Below are 14,423 nucleotides of genomic sequence, written 5' to 3'. Positions count from 1 at the left end.
CCCGGCGGCGGGCGCGGGGGGCGATCAGCGCGAGAGCGCTGCCGCCCCGAACGCCTCCGGGAGGAGCGCTGACAGGGAGGTGAGCCGAGGCGGCGCGCCGCCTCCGGCGGCGATGAGCCGGATCGGAAGATCCACGGCGAACTCGGCGAGCGTCTGCCGGCACATGCCGCACGGGCTGCCGAGGACGGGCCCGCTGGTGGCGACGGTGATCGCGACCGGATCGCGCTCGCCGGCCGCCACCATCTGCACGATGGCCGAGCGCTCCGCGCAGATGGTGAGCCCGTACGAGGCGTTCTCGACGTTGCAGCCGACGAACACGCGGCCGGAGCGCACGAGGATCGCCGCGCCCACCCAGTAGCCCGAGTACGGCGCGTGCGCCCGCTCCCGGACGGCGAGGGCCGCCCGGTCGAGAGCCTCCCAGTCGATCGCCGGCGCGGGCTCGGCAGCGGCGGGCGCCTCGCCGGCCTCCTGCGGGGCGCGGCTCACGAAGCGGCGCTCCCTTCGGCGGCGCCTTCGCCCGCGCGGCGGACCCACGCCGAGAGCAGCGCCGTGAACCGCGAGCGCGCCTGCCTGGCGGTCTCCTCGACCTCGCGGTGGTTGAGCTCGCGCCGCGTCAGCCCCGCGGCGAGGTTCGTGATGCACGAGATGGCCGCGGCCGGCACGCCCATGTGCCTGAGCGCGATGATCTCCGGCACCGTGCTCATCCCGACCGCGTCGGCGCCGAGCGTGCGCAGCATCCGGATCTCCGCGGGCGTCTCGTACGTCGGCCCGAGCAACCCGGCGTAGACCCCCTCGCGCAGGGAGACGCCCGTGTCGCGCGCCGCCGCCCTCGCGAGCTCGAGCAACCTGGGGTCGTGCGCGTAGGTCATGTCGGGGAAGCGCGTGCCGAGCGCCTCGTCGTTCGGCCCCACGAGCGGGTTCACCCCCATCAGGTTGAGGTGGTCGATGAGCAGCATGAGGTCGCCGGCGGCGAAGCCGTGGTGGATGCCGCCGGCCGCGTTGGTCAGGAGCACGGCGCGGCAGCCGAGCCGCGCGAGCACGCGCACGCCGAACACGACCTTCGCGAGCGGGTGCCCCTCGTAGAGGTGCGCGCGCCCCTGCAGGCAGGCGACCGGCACGTCGCCCACGCGGCCGGCGCACAGGAAGCCCGCGTGCCCCTCCACGGCGGGCCGGGGCATGCCGGGGATCGCCGCGTAGGGCACTTTGACGAGGTCGGAGAGCTCGTCGCCCCAGCCCCCGAGCCCCGACCCCAGCACCACCCCGACGGTCGGAGGTGCTGGAATTTGTTGACGAATAACGCGGGCGGCCTCGTCGAGCTCGGGCAGGATGGTCACCGCGACAAGCTACCGCAGGGCGACGCGAAGGGTAAACGTCGCAGATGCACAGCGACAAAGCCCGTGATAGGGTCGCCGCCCTTTCGGGGCAAGTGACGACGATGGGCACCAAGATCGAAGATTTCTTGAAGGATAAGAAGATCGACCCCCGCCGCATTCTCGCGACGTCGGTCAAGATCGAGCGGCTGCAGCCGGAGGACCGGGCGATCCGCCTGACCAAGCGGCTGGCGCGTGGCAGCGAGGACGCCGCGAAGAAGAAGGACGCCGCCGGCGCCAAGAAGCCGCGCAGCGGCCGACCGGTGACCGACCGCACGCTGAACGCCGCGCTTCAGGGCAAGCCGATCAGCGGCCCCGCGAAGACGCGCGTCCTGCGCGCGGTCAACCGCATCCTGGAGCAGAAGAAGCAGGAGAAGGTCGAGCTGTCGGCGCTCTTCGACCTGCCGAAGAAGGGCGGCGCAGCGGCCGAGGGGGCCGAGGCCGCGGGCTGAGCCGACCGGACGAGCCGGACAGCACCCTCGCGCCCTGATCCCGGCGTGAGCACGCTTCGGCCGAGGCCGGAGCGGGTTCTCGCCGGGATCTCTTTTTGTCTCTCGCTGTCTCTCGTTGTCTCTCGTCAGAGGCCGAGGCCGGTCGCTACACGCGATCGCGGCGGCGGGAGCCCAGCTCGAAAAGATCGGCAGCGACCAGGGCCACGGTCAGCGACACGGCGATGAAGATCATGCGCCGGAAGGTCGCGCCAATGTGCCTCAAGGAACAACTTTTGTGCGCTCCCTGGCGCGACCCGGCTCCGGGCCGGCGCTCGATCGCGACGTGCCGGCGTGAATGATCCGGCAGCCCGGCGCATCAGAAGCCTCTGTGCATACCGCGGCGATCGAGACGGGGGCGTTCTGGGCGCACCTCTCGCGGTCGTTCCTCCCCCCTGGCTGGGGTGCGCCGAACGGCCGCGGGGACGACCTGCCCGAGCGAGCCGCCGCGGCCGCCCGGGCGGCGCTCGACGCCGTGCTCGCGGGCGACGACCTCTTGCGCCGCCCGGCGCTGGTCGCCTTGCCATCGTGCTCCATGAGCGCCGAGCGGGCGAGTAGGCTTCCGCCCGTGACCGAGCCCGACGACGTGGGCGAGTGGATCCGCCGGTTCCAGAGCGGCGATCCGACGGCCTTTGCCGAGATATTCCGCCGTTACCGCCGTGACGTCGCGCGGCTCGTCTTCAGGATGCTCGGACCGACCGCCGACGCCGAGGACGTGATCCAGGAGGTGTTCATCCAGGTACACCGGAGCCTGGGCGACTTCCGGGGGCAGTCGAAGTTCACGACGTGGCTCCACCGGGTGACGGTCAACGCCGTGTTGATGGCGCGGCGCGCGGCGCGCAGCCGCCCTGTCTTCGCTGGCGAGCCGAGCGCCGATCTGGAGGTCGACCGCGGCATGCTCCCGGACGAGGACGCCGCTCGCGCTCGCAGGATCGACGCCTTCCGGAGGGTGCTGCAGCGCCTCCCGGAGAAGAAGCGGGTCGTCTACGTCCTGCACGAGCTCGAGGGCATCGCCCCGACCGAGATCGCCGAGATCGTCGGCGCGCCGGTGCTCACCGTCCGGACGCGGCTGTTCTATGCGCGGCGCGAGATCGAGGAGATGATGCGCGGTGAGCCCGCGCTCGCCCAGCTCGCCGCCGAGCTGGCCGAAGGGGGCGCGGAGAAGGCGGACGGCGCGGCGGCGGCGACGACGCGCGAGCGGGTATCTGTGGGGAACGCGGCCGGGGGATACCCCGCGGCGGACGGAGCGGCTGTCGACACGGAGGACATGTGAGCGGCGCAAAGCAGTACGAGCGGGCACGCGAGCACATGGAGCAGCTGCTCCGCGCCGAGGAGCCTCCGGAGCCACGCTGGGACGCGATCGAGCGCGAGCTGTTCGCGCGCATCGAGAAGCCCGCTCCCATCCGTCGCGCCGCGCCGGCGCCGCGCTCGCCGCTCGGGCGCGCGCTCGGGTTCGCGGCGGCCGCGGCCGCCATCGCGTTCGCGATCCTCGCGGCCGGTCGCTCCGCCCCGCCCGTCGTGGCGACCTCGACGCCGTCGCGCGCGCGCGACGTCGCGGACATCCCCAGGGCAGCCGGTGGCGCCGGCATGGCCGGCGATCTGGACTTCCGCGCCCTCCGACCGGGCGACTCCGTCGAGACGGCGGCGCACAGCGTCTCCTTCAACGACGTCGGCTCGGTACGCTGGACGCTGCTGCCGAACAGCCGCGCCGTGGTGCGCGCCGTCGGGACGGCGGGGGTCGGCCACGTGATCGCGCTCGAGCGGGGCTCGGTGCGCGCCGACGTCGTCACGCGCGCGCCCGAGGAGGGGCTCGTCGAGGCGTTCGCCGTCGAGGTGGACGGCACCCGCGTCGCGGTGCACGGCACGCTGTTCACCGTGACCCGCCTGGACGGGCGCGTGGAGGTCGACGTGGAGCACGGCACCGTCGCGGTAGGTCCGGCGGCGTACCGCGGCGCGACCACCGCGCGGCTGCTCGTCGGCCCGTCGCGGGGCACCTTCTCGCTCGACGGTGGCCGCGATGCCCGCCTGCTGCAGCGGCCCGCGCAGCCGGACAGCGCCCCCTCGGTCGCGCCGCCGGAGCCTTCGCCCCCGCCGGCTCTGCCCCGGCCGACGACCGCCAGCGCGCATCCGCCGAACGGGGCTGCTGCGGTCGCGGCGGTCGGCGCCGCCTCGGACGAGCCGGCAGCGGCCACCGCCTCCGCGGTCGCCGAGCCGCTCCCGGCGCCGCCCGCCGAGCTGGCATCTGCCGAGCCGGCGTCGGCCGAGCCGGCGTCGACCGCTTCGGCGCTGACCGCTTCGGCGCCGGTCGCCGCGGCGCCTGCCCCCGAGCCGCAGGTGGCGTCCGCTCCGCCCGCGCTCACGCCCGCCTCCGTGCAGGCCATGCTGTCGAGCTGTTTCGCGCGCGAGACCGCGGGCAGCTCGTCCTCGGTCCGCAAATCGGTCGTGTCGACGCTGCGCATCTCCGTGCGTCCCGACGGCAGCGTCGCCAGCATGCGCTTCAACCCGCCGCTACGGCCGGCGCTGCAGGCGTGCGCGGAGGGGCTCTACCGAGGGCGCTTCGCGGAGGGCCCGCGGCAGCTCGACATCCCGCTGACCATCGAGGACTGAGCGCGACCGACCGCGCGGCGCGACGCAGCGCGGCCGTCGCGCGGCCCGCGCCGTCGCGCGGAGATCAGAGCGAGCCGAGGAGCTCGGTGAGCGCGTAAGTCTCCCGCGCGCCCATGGATCCGAACTGCACCCCCATCCCTTCGGCGGTGGTCCATCGCACGATGGAGGGGATCGCGGCGGCTTGCTTCAGGCCCGAGAGGGACAGCAGCACCTCGACGCTGGCCCCGAAGGGAGCCGGCGAGGTGGTCTCGATGAACATCCCGCCGAGGCTGATGTCGCGGCATATCGCATCGATGCGCGGGCCATCGCCGATCCGGAATGCGATCGAGAGCTCGATGGGCTTGCGCGGGTGCTTGCGGTGATCTCGCACGTTCCTCCTTGGCCAGCTGCGCGGCGCTGAAAGTAGCGCGCGTGGGGTATCCTGAAGCGCAGAGGAACGATCAATGTCGCGAGCGGAGAGCGTCGCTGTCAAGCGCCGGGAGCCGCGCTCGGCTCCGTTGAGCCGCGCCGATGCCGGCGCGTCGGGGAGCCGCGCCGATGCCGGCGCGTTGGCGGGCCGCGCCGATGCCGGCGCGTTGGCGGGCCGCGCCGATGTCGGAGCGGCTGGGCGCGGCGGCGCGGGCGCGCGCCCCGGCTGGAAGCGGCACCTCGAGGGCTGGCAGCCAGGGCTCGTGGCCGTCCTCATCGCGGGCTCTGCGGCGGTCCTCGCGGTGCCACGGCCGGTCGAGCCCGCCGAGCTGCCGCTGCCGCTCGCCGACGCGCGAGCCCTCGAGCGCGCGCGGGAGGCGGACGTCGCCCGCGCCCGCCAGGCCGAGCAGATCGGGCTCGACGCCGAGGTGCGCGAGCTCGGCTCCGCCATCCGCGCGTTCGGGCTCGTGGACGCCGACGCGGACCACACCGAGGCCGAGCTCCTCGCCGCGCGCAAGCGCGTGCTCGACGCCGTGGGTCCCGCGCTCGCCCAGGGAGACGAGGCGGTGCTCCGGCTGAGGGCCTACCAGCTGAGCTCGTTCATCCGCGAGGTGCGCCGCTTCGAGTCGACCGGCGAGGAGTCCGGCGAGCTCCGCGAGCTCGGCGGCGACTTCCTCGGGCTGCTCCGCCGGAGCGGCTGGCTGAAGCGAGGGGACGCGAGGTCGCGCGGCGGCGGCGAGGCGCGCCGCGTCGCCATGGATGGCGCCGTGCTCGGGGTGCTCTTCAAGAAGCGCTGGGACGCCATCGTCGGCATCCAGCGAGAGCCCTTCGGCCTGGCGCTCGACGAGGAGCGCGCGCTGTTCAAGTTCCTGCTCTCGCACCCCGTCAGCGTCGCGCGGGGCGGGGACCTCGCGGCGCCTCCCGCCGACGAGGCGGCGGCGCGCCCCACGCAGGCCAGCGAGCCGGGGCCGCGCTCGCCCGCGGCGTCGCTCCGCGACGCGGAGGCGTGGCGCGCCGCGGAGCAGTATCGCCTGAAGAAGATCGACGAGCTCGCCGCGCTCGACCCGTCGTACCCGAGGCACCTCGCCCGCGGCGTCGCGCTCTACCGGCTAGGGAAGTTCGTACAGTCGGCAGACGCGTTCCGCAGCCACCTGGACGAGCACCCGGACGGGGCGTACACGCTGCGGGCGCAGAACTACCTGCGCGCGGCCCTGGAGCGCGCGCGCGAGGAGCAGCTCTAGCGCGGCGAGGGCCGCGCTCGTCGAGCGCGCCCTGCCGCTACGGGCCCCTGCGCATCCCGCCGGGGCGGTAGGGTCGGCCGCTGATCCCCTTGGCGGGGTTGCCTTGCGCGCCGCGCCCGCGGCGTGTCTCCATCTCGTGCCAGATCCCCTGCACGGCCGAGGCCTGCAGGAACCGGCGCGCGGCCGGGAATACCTCCTGCTCCTCGCAGGCCACGTGGCGCTGGTGCGCCGCGCGCAGCTCGTCGATGAGCTGGGGGATCGCCTCGATCGCCTCGGGCTCGCCGTCGCGCGCGATCGCCGCGCGCAGAGCGTTGATGGCGCGCTGATGCGCCTTGTGCTCCTGCCGGAGCCGATCGAGCGTCGGCGCGATGGCCTCCAGCACCGCGAGCCGCGGGAAGAGCGAGCGCTCCTCGTCCTCGTGGTGCCGGCTCAGCGACCGCTCGAAGTAGGCGAAGACGCTGGAGAGCCCCTCGAGCGCGCCGGCGCGCCCCCGAGCCTCGCCGAGCGCGCGCGCGGCGCGCGCGAGATCGTTCAGGTTCTCTTCCAGGCTCCGGTGAGCGGCGGCGAGCTTCTCGAGCGGATCGTTCCGGTCATCGGGCATCAGGCGATGATCGAACAAGAACGCGCGGGCGTGGGAAGTTTTTCTCTCCGCGACAGGCCTCGCGGCGCCGACCACCGGCGCTGGTCATCCGACCATCTCGCCACCTGCCCAGCGCAGGAGGCGACATCGCACCTTCAGGGGAGGCTCGCGTTGCGCGGCACGTCGAGGCGCAGCTCGGGGGCCAGCATCTCGCGCGCGAGCTGCACCTCGAGCAGGTCGATGACGGGGCTCTTCGACACCGCCCGGAGCCGCTCGTCCGCGGTCGCGTCGCCGGCCGCCTTCCTTGCCATGGCGGTGTAGAATTGCGCCTCTACGCGCTGCGCCGCGCTCTGGGCGAGCTTGCCGAGATCCGCGTCGCTGATCCTGCCGTTCGCCCACGCCGCGAGCCGCCCGGTCCACGAGGTGCGGCCCGTCGAGCCCTCGAGCGCGCGGCCCGCGGTGCCGTCGGTCGCGACGCCGAGGCTCCGCTCCAGCAGCAGGACCCACAGCCCGCCGTAGGCGAGATCGTCCTCGTCGACGTTCGCCTCGAGGCCGCGCTTCAGCGCCCGGCGCGCGGCGGGGAGGTCGCGCTGCACGAGCGCGCGCCCCACGGCGTCGAGCATCGTGGCGCCGAGCTGCGGCGGCTCGGCGGCCACCAGGGCGAACGCCCGCTCGTAAGCCCGCGCCGCGCCCTTGTCATCGCCGTAGCCGTCGAGGATGCGGCCGAGCAGCCGCTCCGTCCGCGCCTTGGCGCCCGGATCGCGCGCGCGCTGCCGGGCGTCGAGCGCGGCGGCGAGCGCCGCGTCGAGCGACTCCTTGGCCCGGTCCTGCGTGCCCGCCTCGCGGTGGAGCTCGAAGGCGAGCAGGTGCGCCTGGATGATCTCGAGCGGCGAGGTGCGCGCGTCCGGCGCGCCCAGCGCCCGCCGCACGTCCTCCAGCGCGGCCTGGGGCTCGCCCGCCTGACGCTCGGCCATCGCGAGCACCGTGAGGCCGTTGATCGTCGGCTCGGCCGCGGTCGCCGCGCGGAGCAGCGGCAGCGCGGCGGCGAGGTTGCCGGCGCGCAGCTCGAGCGACGCCATGAGGGAGCGCACGCGCGCGCCCGACGGGTCCAGGGCGGCGCCGCCGCGCGCCGCCTGGTCGGCGAGCACGAGCAGCGGCCCCGCGGCGTTGTAGGTGCGCCGCGCGGCGTCGAAATCGTCGTTCGACGCCTCCTCCGAGAGCGCGCTCAGCACGAGCCCCAGCGCCGCCCCGAGCGCGCCGGGGCTCGGCCGATCGCCGAGCGCGCTGCCCATCACGAGCGGCGTCGCCTCGGACATGCCGATGCGGATCATCACCTGCGAGAGGAGCGAGGCGCTGTCGTAGCTCAGCGGATCGCGGCGGTATGCCTCGAGGGCCGTGCCCCACACCGCCCCGTCGAGCAGCTCCTGCGCGATCCCGGTCTCGGCGTCGCGCTCCTGCGTCTCGTGGTGCGCGAAGGCCGCGGCGAGCGCCTGCCACGACGCCGCGTCGTCGTCGGACGCGGCGGCCTTGGTCCGCTCGTAGAGGCCGGGCGGGATCACCCGGCGCGCGCTCGTGCGGTCGATCTGCTCGATCGCGCCCTTCGCGTCTCCGAAGCGGAGGAACAGCGCGGCCATGCTCGCGCCGCCGGACTCCAGCGCGCGCGCCGCCTCGACCGCCTCGTCGCGCTCCGGCCGCTTCCCGCCCTGCCGGTACTCGATGTTGAACTCGATCGCCCTGTCGATCCACGCCGCGGTCGCGGCGGCGGCGCGCTGGATCGTCTCCGGGCGGCCGTCGACGAGGGCGCGCGCGACGGACGCGCGCTGCTCCATGCCGAGCTGCTCGAGCGGCCCGCCGGTGCGCGTGTCCTTCATCCAGCGGTCGAGCGCGGCGAGGTGCTCGTCGACCTCGGCGCGGGCGCGGCTGCCGCTCGGCAGCGCGGCGGCGCGGAGCTCCAGCAGGGCGCGCACCCGCCCCTCGTCGCCGCGCGGGCTCAGCCGCTCGATCGCGCCGGCGAGGGCGCGCTCGCCCACGGGGTCGATCATCTCGGCGCGGCCCTCGCCGGGGCGGACGAGGTAGAGCGCGCCGATCACGCTCTCGATGCCCCGGTCCTGGTGCCCGGCGTTGAAGCGCGCGGCGGCGTGCGCGAGCTGCCTGCGGATCACGCCGATGAGCAGGCCCGTGCGCTGCGGGCTCGCCTTGCCGTCGCGCACGATGGTGTAGAGGCTGCCGGAGAAATCGGCGTCGCGGACCTCGACCACCGCGGCGCGGCCCTCGGCGCCGGGCGGTCCCTTGGCCCCCGGCGAGCCAGAGGCTCCGCAGGCGAGGGGAGACAGCGCGAGGGCGAGCGCGGCGAGGCCCCGGGCGAGACGGCGCCGGGGGGGCAGGGTCGGCAGCGACATTGCGGGGCAGTGTACACGGGGGACGCGTGCGCGCACCCCCCGGCGCTCTGGCTCCGGCGCTACCGCGAGCCGTCGCCGAGCCTGCGACCGAGCAGCTTGGAGGCGAGCGTCTCGCCGAGCTCGCTCATCATCAGCTGCTCGACCACCGACTCGGTCGCGGCCCGCTCCGCGTCGTTCGTGTACTGGAACTCGATGCCCATCCCCGCCGGAGCCGTCTCCGTCGCCTCGGCGGGCATCACGATCCACTTCACCCGGCCGCGCAGGCGGAGCGGCTCGGCCAGGTTGCGGATCGAGAGGGCGAACACGAACTCGGTGCCGATGGCGAGCGGGCGATCCGTGCGGATGAACGTCCCGCCCTTCGAGATGTTGCGCGTGTAATCGGCGAAGAACGTGTTGAGTCGTTTGTACTCAACGCTCAGCTCGATCGCGGCGCGCTGGGCTGAGCGGCGGTCACTCTCCGTCACCAGGCCACCCTACCACGGCGCGCCCGGGCCAGAGTAAAGTCGCCGGCATGGACGTCGGTGGTGCCAGGGCCGCGCTCGAGAGGGGGCGGCGCAGGGTCGGCGCGCTCAAGGACGAGGCGCTCGTCGTGCGGCGGGCGGTGACGCAGACGGGGCTCCTCGCCGCGCTGCGTTGGCCGGGGCTGAAGGTGCTCGCGCGCGAGCTCGCGAAGGGCAGGGCGAACCCGTCGCTCCTCTTCCGGTACTACGCCGAGAACAGCCCGAGCCGGATCGCGGTGGTCGACCCGCGGAGCCTCGCGCCCGGCGCGGCCGGGGGAGGCGCGGAGGGCCCGGCCGAGGACCGAGTGTACTCCTTCTTCGCGCTGAACGAGGTCATCGACCGGCTGGGCTACGCCCTCGACCGGCGCGGCGTCGGCCCGGGCGCGACCGTGCTGCTCGTGCTCAAGAACCGCCCCGAGTTCGTGATGAGCCAGATCGCGCTCGCCCGCGTGGGCGCGTCCGTCGTGACGGCGTCGTGGCGCTCGACCCCCGCGGAGCTCTCCTACCTCGCCGGCCACTCGGGGGCGCGCCTGCTCGTGTTCGACGCCGACATCGCCGACATGATCCGCGAGGCAGCGCCGCTCCTCGCGGGGATCCCGCGCGAGGGCATGATCGCGGTCGGCGCGCGCGCCGCGGGCTTCTCGCACTTCGACGAGCTCCTCGCGGAGCGCGGCGACGCCCCGGATCGGAGCGAGCAGGCCGCCGTGGTGATGTACACGTCCGGCACCACCGGCAAGCCGAAGGGCGCGGTGCGCGGCTTCGGCCGCGGGGTCGTCCTGTCGGCGCTCGGGGCGATCGGCGCGACCCCGATGCGCGTCGGCGACGTGCACCTCGCCGTGTGCCCGCTCTACCACCTCACGGCGTTCGGCTTCGTGAGCCTGTCGCTCGTCCTCGGCGCGACGATCGTGATCCTCCCGGAGTTCAAGCCCGAGCTCTTCCTCGAGGCCATCCAGCGGTACCGCGTCACCACCACCGCGGTCGTCCCGACGATGCTCCACCGCGTGCTCGAGCTCGGCGAGGCGCGCATCCGCGCGTACGACACGTCGTCGCTCACCGCGATCTTCGCGGGCGGCGCGCCGCTGCCGCCCGCGCTCGCGGCGGAGGCGATGAGGGTGTTCGGCGACAGGCTCTTCAACTTCTACGGCGCGACCGAGACGGGCATCGTGACGGTCGCGAGCCCCGAGGATCTGCGCGCCTCGCCGGGCACCATCGGGCGCCCCGTCGCCGGCAGCGAGCTCCTGCTCGTGGGCGAGGACGGGCGGCCGTGCCGGGACGGCGAGGTGGGCGAGCTCTACGTGCGGAGCCCCCTGCTCGTCTCCGGCTACCACAGGGATGCCGACGCCACGCGCGAGTCGACGCTGGACGGCTTCTTCTCGGTCGGCGACCTCGCGCGCCGCGACGCGCGCGGCTGCTACCACATCGAAGGCCGCAAGCGAGACCTGATCATCTCGGGGGGCGAGAACGTGTACCCCGCCGAGGTGGAGTCGGTCCTCCACGACCACCCGGCGATCGCCGAGGCCGCCGTGGTGGGCGTCCCGGATCGCGCCTGGGGGGAGCGCGTGCGCGCGTTCGTCGCCCTGCGCCCCGGGGCGTCCGCGAGCGAGGACGACATCAAGGCGCACTGCCGCGCGCAGCTCGCGGGCCCGAAGATCCCGCGCGAGATCGTCTTCGTCGACGCGCTCCCGCGCAACCCGACGGGCAAGGTGATGAAGCGCGAGCTCGTCGGACCCGAGGAGAAACCAGCGGGATGAGCGCTCCTCGACGCGCGCTGTCCCGGGAGCGCGATCGATGCTATTTCGCACCTCGTGCGCGATCCGTACGAGGTACTGGGCGTCGAGCGCTCCTCGACGCAGGATGAAATCAAGAGCGCTTTCCGGCGGCTCGCCGCGCAGCACCACCCCGACAAGAACCCGGGTGACCAGGGGGCGCACGTCCGCTTCAAGGAGCTGAACGCGGCCTACCAGATCCTGAGCGATCCGCAGAAGCGCGCGGCGTTCGATCGGTTCGGCCCCGCCGCCGTCGGCGCCCCCGCCGGCTCGGGCTTCCAGGGCGTGCCCTTCGACATGCAGGATCTGAACCTCGACGCCATCTTCGGCGATCTCCTCGGCGCGCTTGGCATCCGGGTGGGCGACCGCGGGACGCTGCAGAAGGAGGTGCGGATCACCTTCGAGGAGGCGGCGTTCGGCTGCACGAAGCAGATCACCTACGATCGGGTCGAGCCGTGCGGCGACTGCGCCGGCTCGGGCTCCGCGCCCGGGGCGTCGACCGAGCGCTGCGCGGCGTGCGCCGGCCGCGGCCGCGTGCGGATGCAGCAGGGGATGTTCCCGATCGCGATCGAGCGCCCCTGCGGGCGTTGCCGCGGCACGGGCCGGATCGTGACCGACCCGTGCAAGACGTGCCGCGGCGCCGGCCTCGCGGCGAAGCAGAAGACGATCGAGGTGACCATCCCCGCGGGCGTGGAGAACGGCGCGACCCGGCTCGTCGAGCGCGGCGGCAACGCCGTGCGCGCCGACCGCGGGCCGGGCGACCTCGAGCTCACCATCCGCGTCTCGCCGCACGAGTTCTTCCGCCGCGTCGGCGACGACGTCGTGTGCGCCGTGCCGATCTCGTTCGCGCGCGCCGCGCTCGGCGGCGACCTCGAGCTCCCGACGCTCGACGGCAAGGGCCGGCTGCGGATCCCCCCGGGCACGCAGCCCGGCTCGGTGCTCCGCATCAAGGGCAAGGGCATACCGCGCCGCGTCGTCGGCGGGCGCGGCGACCAGCTCGTCGAGGTGAGCGTCGAGGTGCCGACGCAGCTCACCGCGACGCAGAAGGAGCTCATCTCCCAGCTGGCGAAGGAGCTCGGGGAGAACGTGCAGCCTCAGCAGGCCACCTTCATGGACAAGCTGAAGGGGCTGTTTGGTTGACCTGCCGCGCGGCGGAGAGCGATCCTCCATGCCCCGCTGAGCGCCGAGGCACGAGCCCTGCCTCGAGCGCCTGAGCCGAGATGGCGACGGAGGCATCGGACATGGACAAGCCGAAGTTCATCGACGTCCTGAGCGACTCCACGGGAGAGACGGCGGAGAAGGCCGTGCGCGCCGCGCTGCTCCAGTACCCGGACGCTGGGGTGCAGATCCGCCTGCACACCCGGGTGCGCACGCCGGAGGTCGCGCGTCCGGTGCTCGAGCGCGCGGCCCGAGAGGGCGCGCTCGTCGTGTTCACCGTGGTGAGCCCCGAGCTGCGCGAGTTCGTCCACGTCGCCACGGCCGAGCTGAACATCGAGGCGATCGATCTGATCGGCTCGCTGATCGTCCGGCTGGGCACCTTCCTCGACCGGGAGCCGATCAACCTGCCGAGCGCGATGCTCCCGCTGAGCGAGGAGTACTTCCGCCGCATCGAGGCGGTCGAGTTCGCGGTCAAGAGCGACGACGGCAAGGAGCCGCGGAACTTCAAGAAGGCGGACATCCTCCTCGTCGGCGTCTCCCGCACGTCGAAGACGCCGCTGTCGACGCTGCTCGCGCAGCGCGGCCTCAAGGTCGCGAACTACCCGCTGGTGCTCGGCGTCCCGCCCCCGCCCGAGCTGCTCGAGGCCCCCCAGGACCGGATCGTCGGCCTCACCATCGGGCTCGACCAGCTCTGCGCGATCCGGCAGGCGCGCCTGCGCCAGCTCGGGATGCCCGCGGAGACGAACTACGCGATGCGCGAGCACGTGCGGCAGGAGCTGGACTACGCGCGCAAGCTCTTCGACGCGCACCCGGAGTGGCCGGTGGTCGACGTCACCGGGCGCGCGATCGAGGAGACGGCGGTGATCATCCTCGAGCACCTGAAGGAGCGGGACGAGCGCGCGAAGGCGGCGCGCGTGACCCTGATGTGAGGCCGCGCGGGGGCCGGGCTCTCGGCGGGGCAGCGCGTCAGCGGGCGAGCGCCCGGGTCTCTCCCACGTCGAGGATCCAGAGCGCGTCGCCGGGGAGCCCGCGCTCCTGCCAGCCGGCGCGCGCCCGCGCCGGAGGCTCGCCAGGCGGCTCGTCCGTGAGGCGGTAGGTGCCCCAGTGCATCGCCACGAGGTGGCGCGCGCCGAGCAGGAGGCTCGCCTCGATCGCCTCCTCCGGGCACATGTGCTGGGGCTGCATGAACCAGCGCGGGTCGTAGGCGCCGATCGGCAGCATGGCCCAGTCGATCGCGCCGGCGCGCCGGCCGATCTCCGCGAAGCCGTCGAAGAACGCGGTGTCGCCCGAGTGGTACGCCGTGCCCTCGGCGGCGCGCATCAGGTACCCGCCCCAGAGCGCCTCGTTCCGGTCCCAGGGGAAGCGCATCGACCAGTGGCGCGCGGGGACCAGCGTGATCTCGACCCCTCCGACCGAGGTCGCGCCCCACCACTCGAGCTCGACCACCCGCTGCGCGCCGGCCTTGCGGAGGAGCGCCTCGTGGCCGACGGGCGCGATGTAGAGCGGCGCGCCGCCCAGCTGGGACAGCGTCCACGTGTCGAGGTGGTCGCGGTGGTTGTGGGTGATCAGCACCGCGTCGATGGGCGGCAGCTCGTCGAGCGGGATGCCCGGCGGCGCGAGGCGGCGCAGCGGCCCGGGCCCGTCGCGGTAGATGGGGTCGATGAGCAGCCGCGCCCCGCCGAGCGTGACGAGGAACGAGGCGTGGCCGATCCAGGTGAGCGACGGCGCGGCGCCCGCGACGAGCGCGCGGTCGTACGGCCGCACTGGCGTCGAGAAGCCCCCGGGATCCTTGCGGTTTCGGCCGGCGACCGCGTCGATGACCGCGTCGACGACCTTCCAGCGGAGGATGTCGGCCGGGCCGCGGCGGGGCTGCGTCGCGAGGTGATCGAAGCGTCCCATGATCGGC

14 protein-coding genes are annotated in these 14,423 nt (G+C 74.2%); 7 read left to right on the top strand and 7 right to left on the bottom strand.

The genetic code is table 11. The features are described 5' to 3' along the window. Window positions 1–24 precede the first annotated feature (24 nt). Both WME85_RS35940 and WME85_RS35935 read right to left on the bottom strand, forming a co-directional pair. Window positions 25–486 (bottom strand): cytidine deaminase, encoded by a 462-nt coding sequence (locus tag WME85_RS35940; protein WP_437827603.1) that lies wholly within the window; start codon window positions 484–486, stop codon window positions 25–27. Continuing rightward, window positions 483–1,334: a purine-nucleoside phosphorylase gene (locus tag WME85_RS35935; RefSeq protein WP_437660329.1), complete on the bottom strand. Its 852-nt coding sequence runs from the start codon at window positions 1,332–1,334 to the stop codon at window positions 483–485. The genes WME85_RS35940 and WME85_RS35935 overlap by 4 nt, the downstream gene beginning before the upstream one ends. A gap of 101 nt (window positions 1,335–1,435) precedes the next feature. On the opposite strand from WME85_RS35935, the gene WME85_RS35930 reads away from it, so the two are divergent. The 3 genes from WME85_RS35930 to WME85_RS35920 all read left to right on the top strand — a co-directional run bounded on the left by WME85_RS35930 (window position 1,436) and on the right by WME85_RS35920 (window position 4,465). Further along, window positions 1,436–1,822, top strand: a complete 387-nt coding sequence (locus WME85_RS35930) for a hypothetical protein (protein ID WP_437827602.1) — start codon at window positions 1,436–1,438, stop codon at window positions 1,820–1,822. A gap of 367 nt (window positions 1,823–2,189) precedes the next feature. Continuing rightward, window positions 2,190–3,131: an RNA polymerase sigma factor gene (locus tag WME85_RS35925; protein WP_437827601.1), complete on the top strand. Its 942-nt coding sequence runs from the start codon at window positions 2,190–2,192 to the stop codon at window positions 3,129–3,131. Next, a complete protein-coding gene (locus tag WME85_RS35920; RefSeq protein ID WP_437827600.1) occupies window positions 3,128–4,465 on the top strand; it encodes a FecR family protein in 1,338 nt (445 codons plus the stop codon). Before WME85_RS35925 ends, WME85_RS35920 begins: the two co-directional genes overlap by 4 nt. 64 nt (window positions 4,466–4,529) lie before the next feature. On the opposite strand, the gene WME85_RS35915 is transcribed toward WME85_RS35920, so the two are convergent. Then, window positions 4,530–4,835 carry a PilZ domain-containing protein gene (locus tag WME85_RS35915; protein WP_437752839.1) on the bottom strand — a complete coding sequence of 102 codons (306 nt, stop codon included), beginning with the start codon at window positions 4,833–4,835 and terminating at the stop codon, window positions 4,530–4,532. 301 nt (window positions 4,836–5,136) lie between these two features. Between WME85_RS35915 and WME85_RS35910 the strand changes: the two genes are divergently transcribed. Then, entirely contained in the window at window positions 5,137–6,114 is a 978-nt protein-coding gene (locus WME85_RS35910) for a hypothetical protein (protein WP_437827599.1), read from the top strand. 37 nt (window positions 6,115–6,151) lie between these two features. Here WME85_RS35910 and WME85_RS35905 read toward each other — a convergent pair whose 3' ends face one another. The 3 genes from WME85_RS35905 to WME85_RS35895 all read right to left on the bottom strand — a co-directional run bounded on the left by WME85_RS35905 (window position 6,152) and on the right by WME85_RS35895 (window position 9,557). Beyond that, entirely contained in the window at window positions 6,152–6,715 is a 564-nt protein-coding gene (locus WME85_RS35905; RefSeq protein ID WP_437303571.1) for a hemerythrin domain-containing protein, read from the bottom strand. A 134-nt stretch (window positions 6,716–6,849) separates the two neighbouring features. Continuing rightward, window positions 6,850–9,093 (bottom strand): hypothetical protein, encoded by a 2,244-nt coding sequence (locus tag WME85_RS35900; RefSeq protein WP_437827598.1) that lies wholly within the window; start codon window positions 9,091–9,093, stop codon window positions 6,850–6,852. Window positions 9,094–9,152: 59 nt separating this feature from the next. Then, complete coding sequence (locus WME85_RS35895) at window positions 9,153–9,557, bottom strand: PilZ domain-containing protein (protein ID WP_437827597.1); 405 nt, start codon at window positions 9,555–9,557, stop codon at window positions 9,153–9,155. Between the two features lie 47 nt (window positions 9,558–9,604). Between WME85_RS35895 and WME85_RS35890 the strand changes: the two genes are divergently transcribed. The 3 genes from WME85_RS35890 to WME85_RS35880 all read left to right on the top strand — a co-directional run bounded on the left by WME85_RS35890 (window position 9,605) and on the right by WME85_RS35880 (window position 13,446). Beyond that, window positions 9,605–11,344, top strand: coding sequence for a class I adenylate-forming enzyme family protein (locus WME85_RS35890; RefSeq protein WP_437827596.1), 1,740 nt, complete (start codon window positions 9,605–9,607; stop codon window positions 11,342–11,344). Window positions 11,345–11,398: 54 nt separating this feature from the next. Further along, window positions 11,399–12,499: a molecular chaperone DnaJ gene (dnaJ, locus tag WME85_RS35885; RefSeq protein WP_437752834.1), complete on the top strand. Its 1,101-nt coding sequence runs from the start codon at window positions 11,399–11,401 to the stop codon at window positions 12,497–12,499. Between the two features lie 101 nt (window positions 12,500–12,600). After that, window positions 12,601–13,446 carry a pyruvate, water dikinase regulatory protein gene (locus WME85_RS35880; RefSeq protein ID WP_437303567.1) on the top strand — a complete coding sequence of 282 codons (846 nt, stop codon included), beginning with the start codon at window positions 12,601–12,603 and terminating at the stop codon, window positions 13,444–13,446. Between the two features lie 37 nt (window positions 13,447–13,483). On the opposite strand, the gene WME85_RS35875 is transcribed toward WME85_RS35880, so the two are convergent. Next, window positions 13,484–14,416 carry an MBL fold metallo-hydrolase gene (locus WME85_RS35875; RefSeq protein ID WP_437827595.1) on the bottom strand — a complete coding sequence of 311 codons (933 nt, stop codon included), beginning with the start codon at window positions 14,414–14,416 and terminating at the stop codon, window positions 13,484–13,486. Window positions 14,417–14,423 lie beyond the last annotated feature (7 nt).

Origin of the sequence: Sorangium sp. So ce1153, assembly GCF_051521595.1 — a bacterium.
Lineage (GTDB): Bacteria > Myxococcota_A > Polyangia > Polyangiales > Polyangiaceae > Sorangium.
The sequence above is the reverse complement of the archived record's forward strand: the minus strand, read 5'-3'. Positions and strand labels throughout refer to the sequence as shown.

Excerpts from the sequence above, each read along its gene's own strand:
- WME85_RS35905 (WP_437303571.1), bottom strand. The coding sequence starts at position 6,715 with ATGCCCGATGACCGGAACGATCCGCTCGAGAAGCTCGCCGCCGCTCAC.
- WME85_RS35930 (WP_437827602.1), top strand. The coding sequence starts at position 1,436 with ATGGGCACCAAGATCGAAGATTTCTTGAAGGATAAGAAGATCGACCCC.
- WME85_RS35880 (WP_437303567.1), top strand. The coding sequence starts at position 12,601 with ATGGACAAGCCGAAGTTCATCGACGTCCTGAGCGACTCCACGGGAGAG.
- WME85_RS35890 (WP_437827596.1), top strand. The coding sequence starts at position 9,605 with ATGGACGTCGGTGGTGCCAGGGCCGCGCTCGAGAGGGGGCGGCGCAGG.
- WME85_RS35900 (WP_437827598.1), bottom strand. The coding sequence starts at position 9,093 with ATGTCGCTGCCGACCCTGCCCCCCCGGCGCCGTCTCGCCCGGGGCCTC.
- WME85_RS35875 (WP_437827595.1), bottom strand. The coding sequence starts at position 14,416 with ATGGGACGCTTCGATCACCTCGCGACGCAGCCCCGCCGCGGCCCGGCC.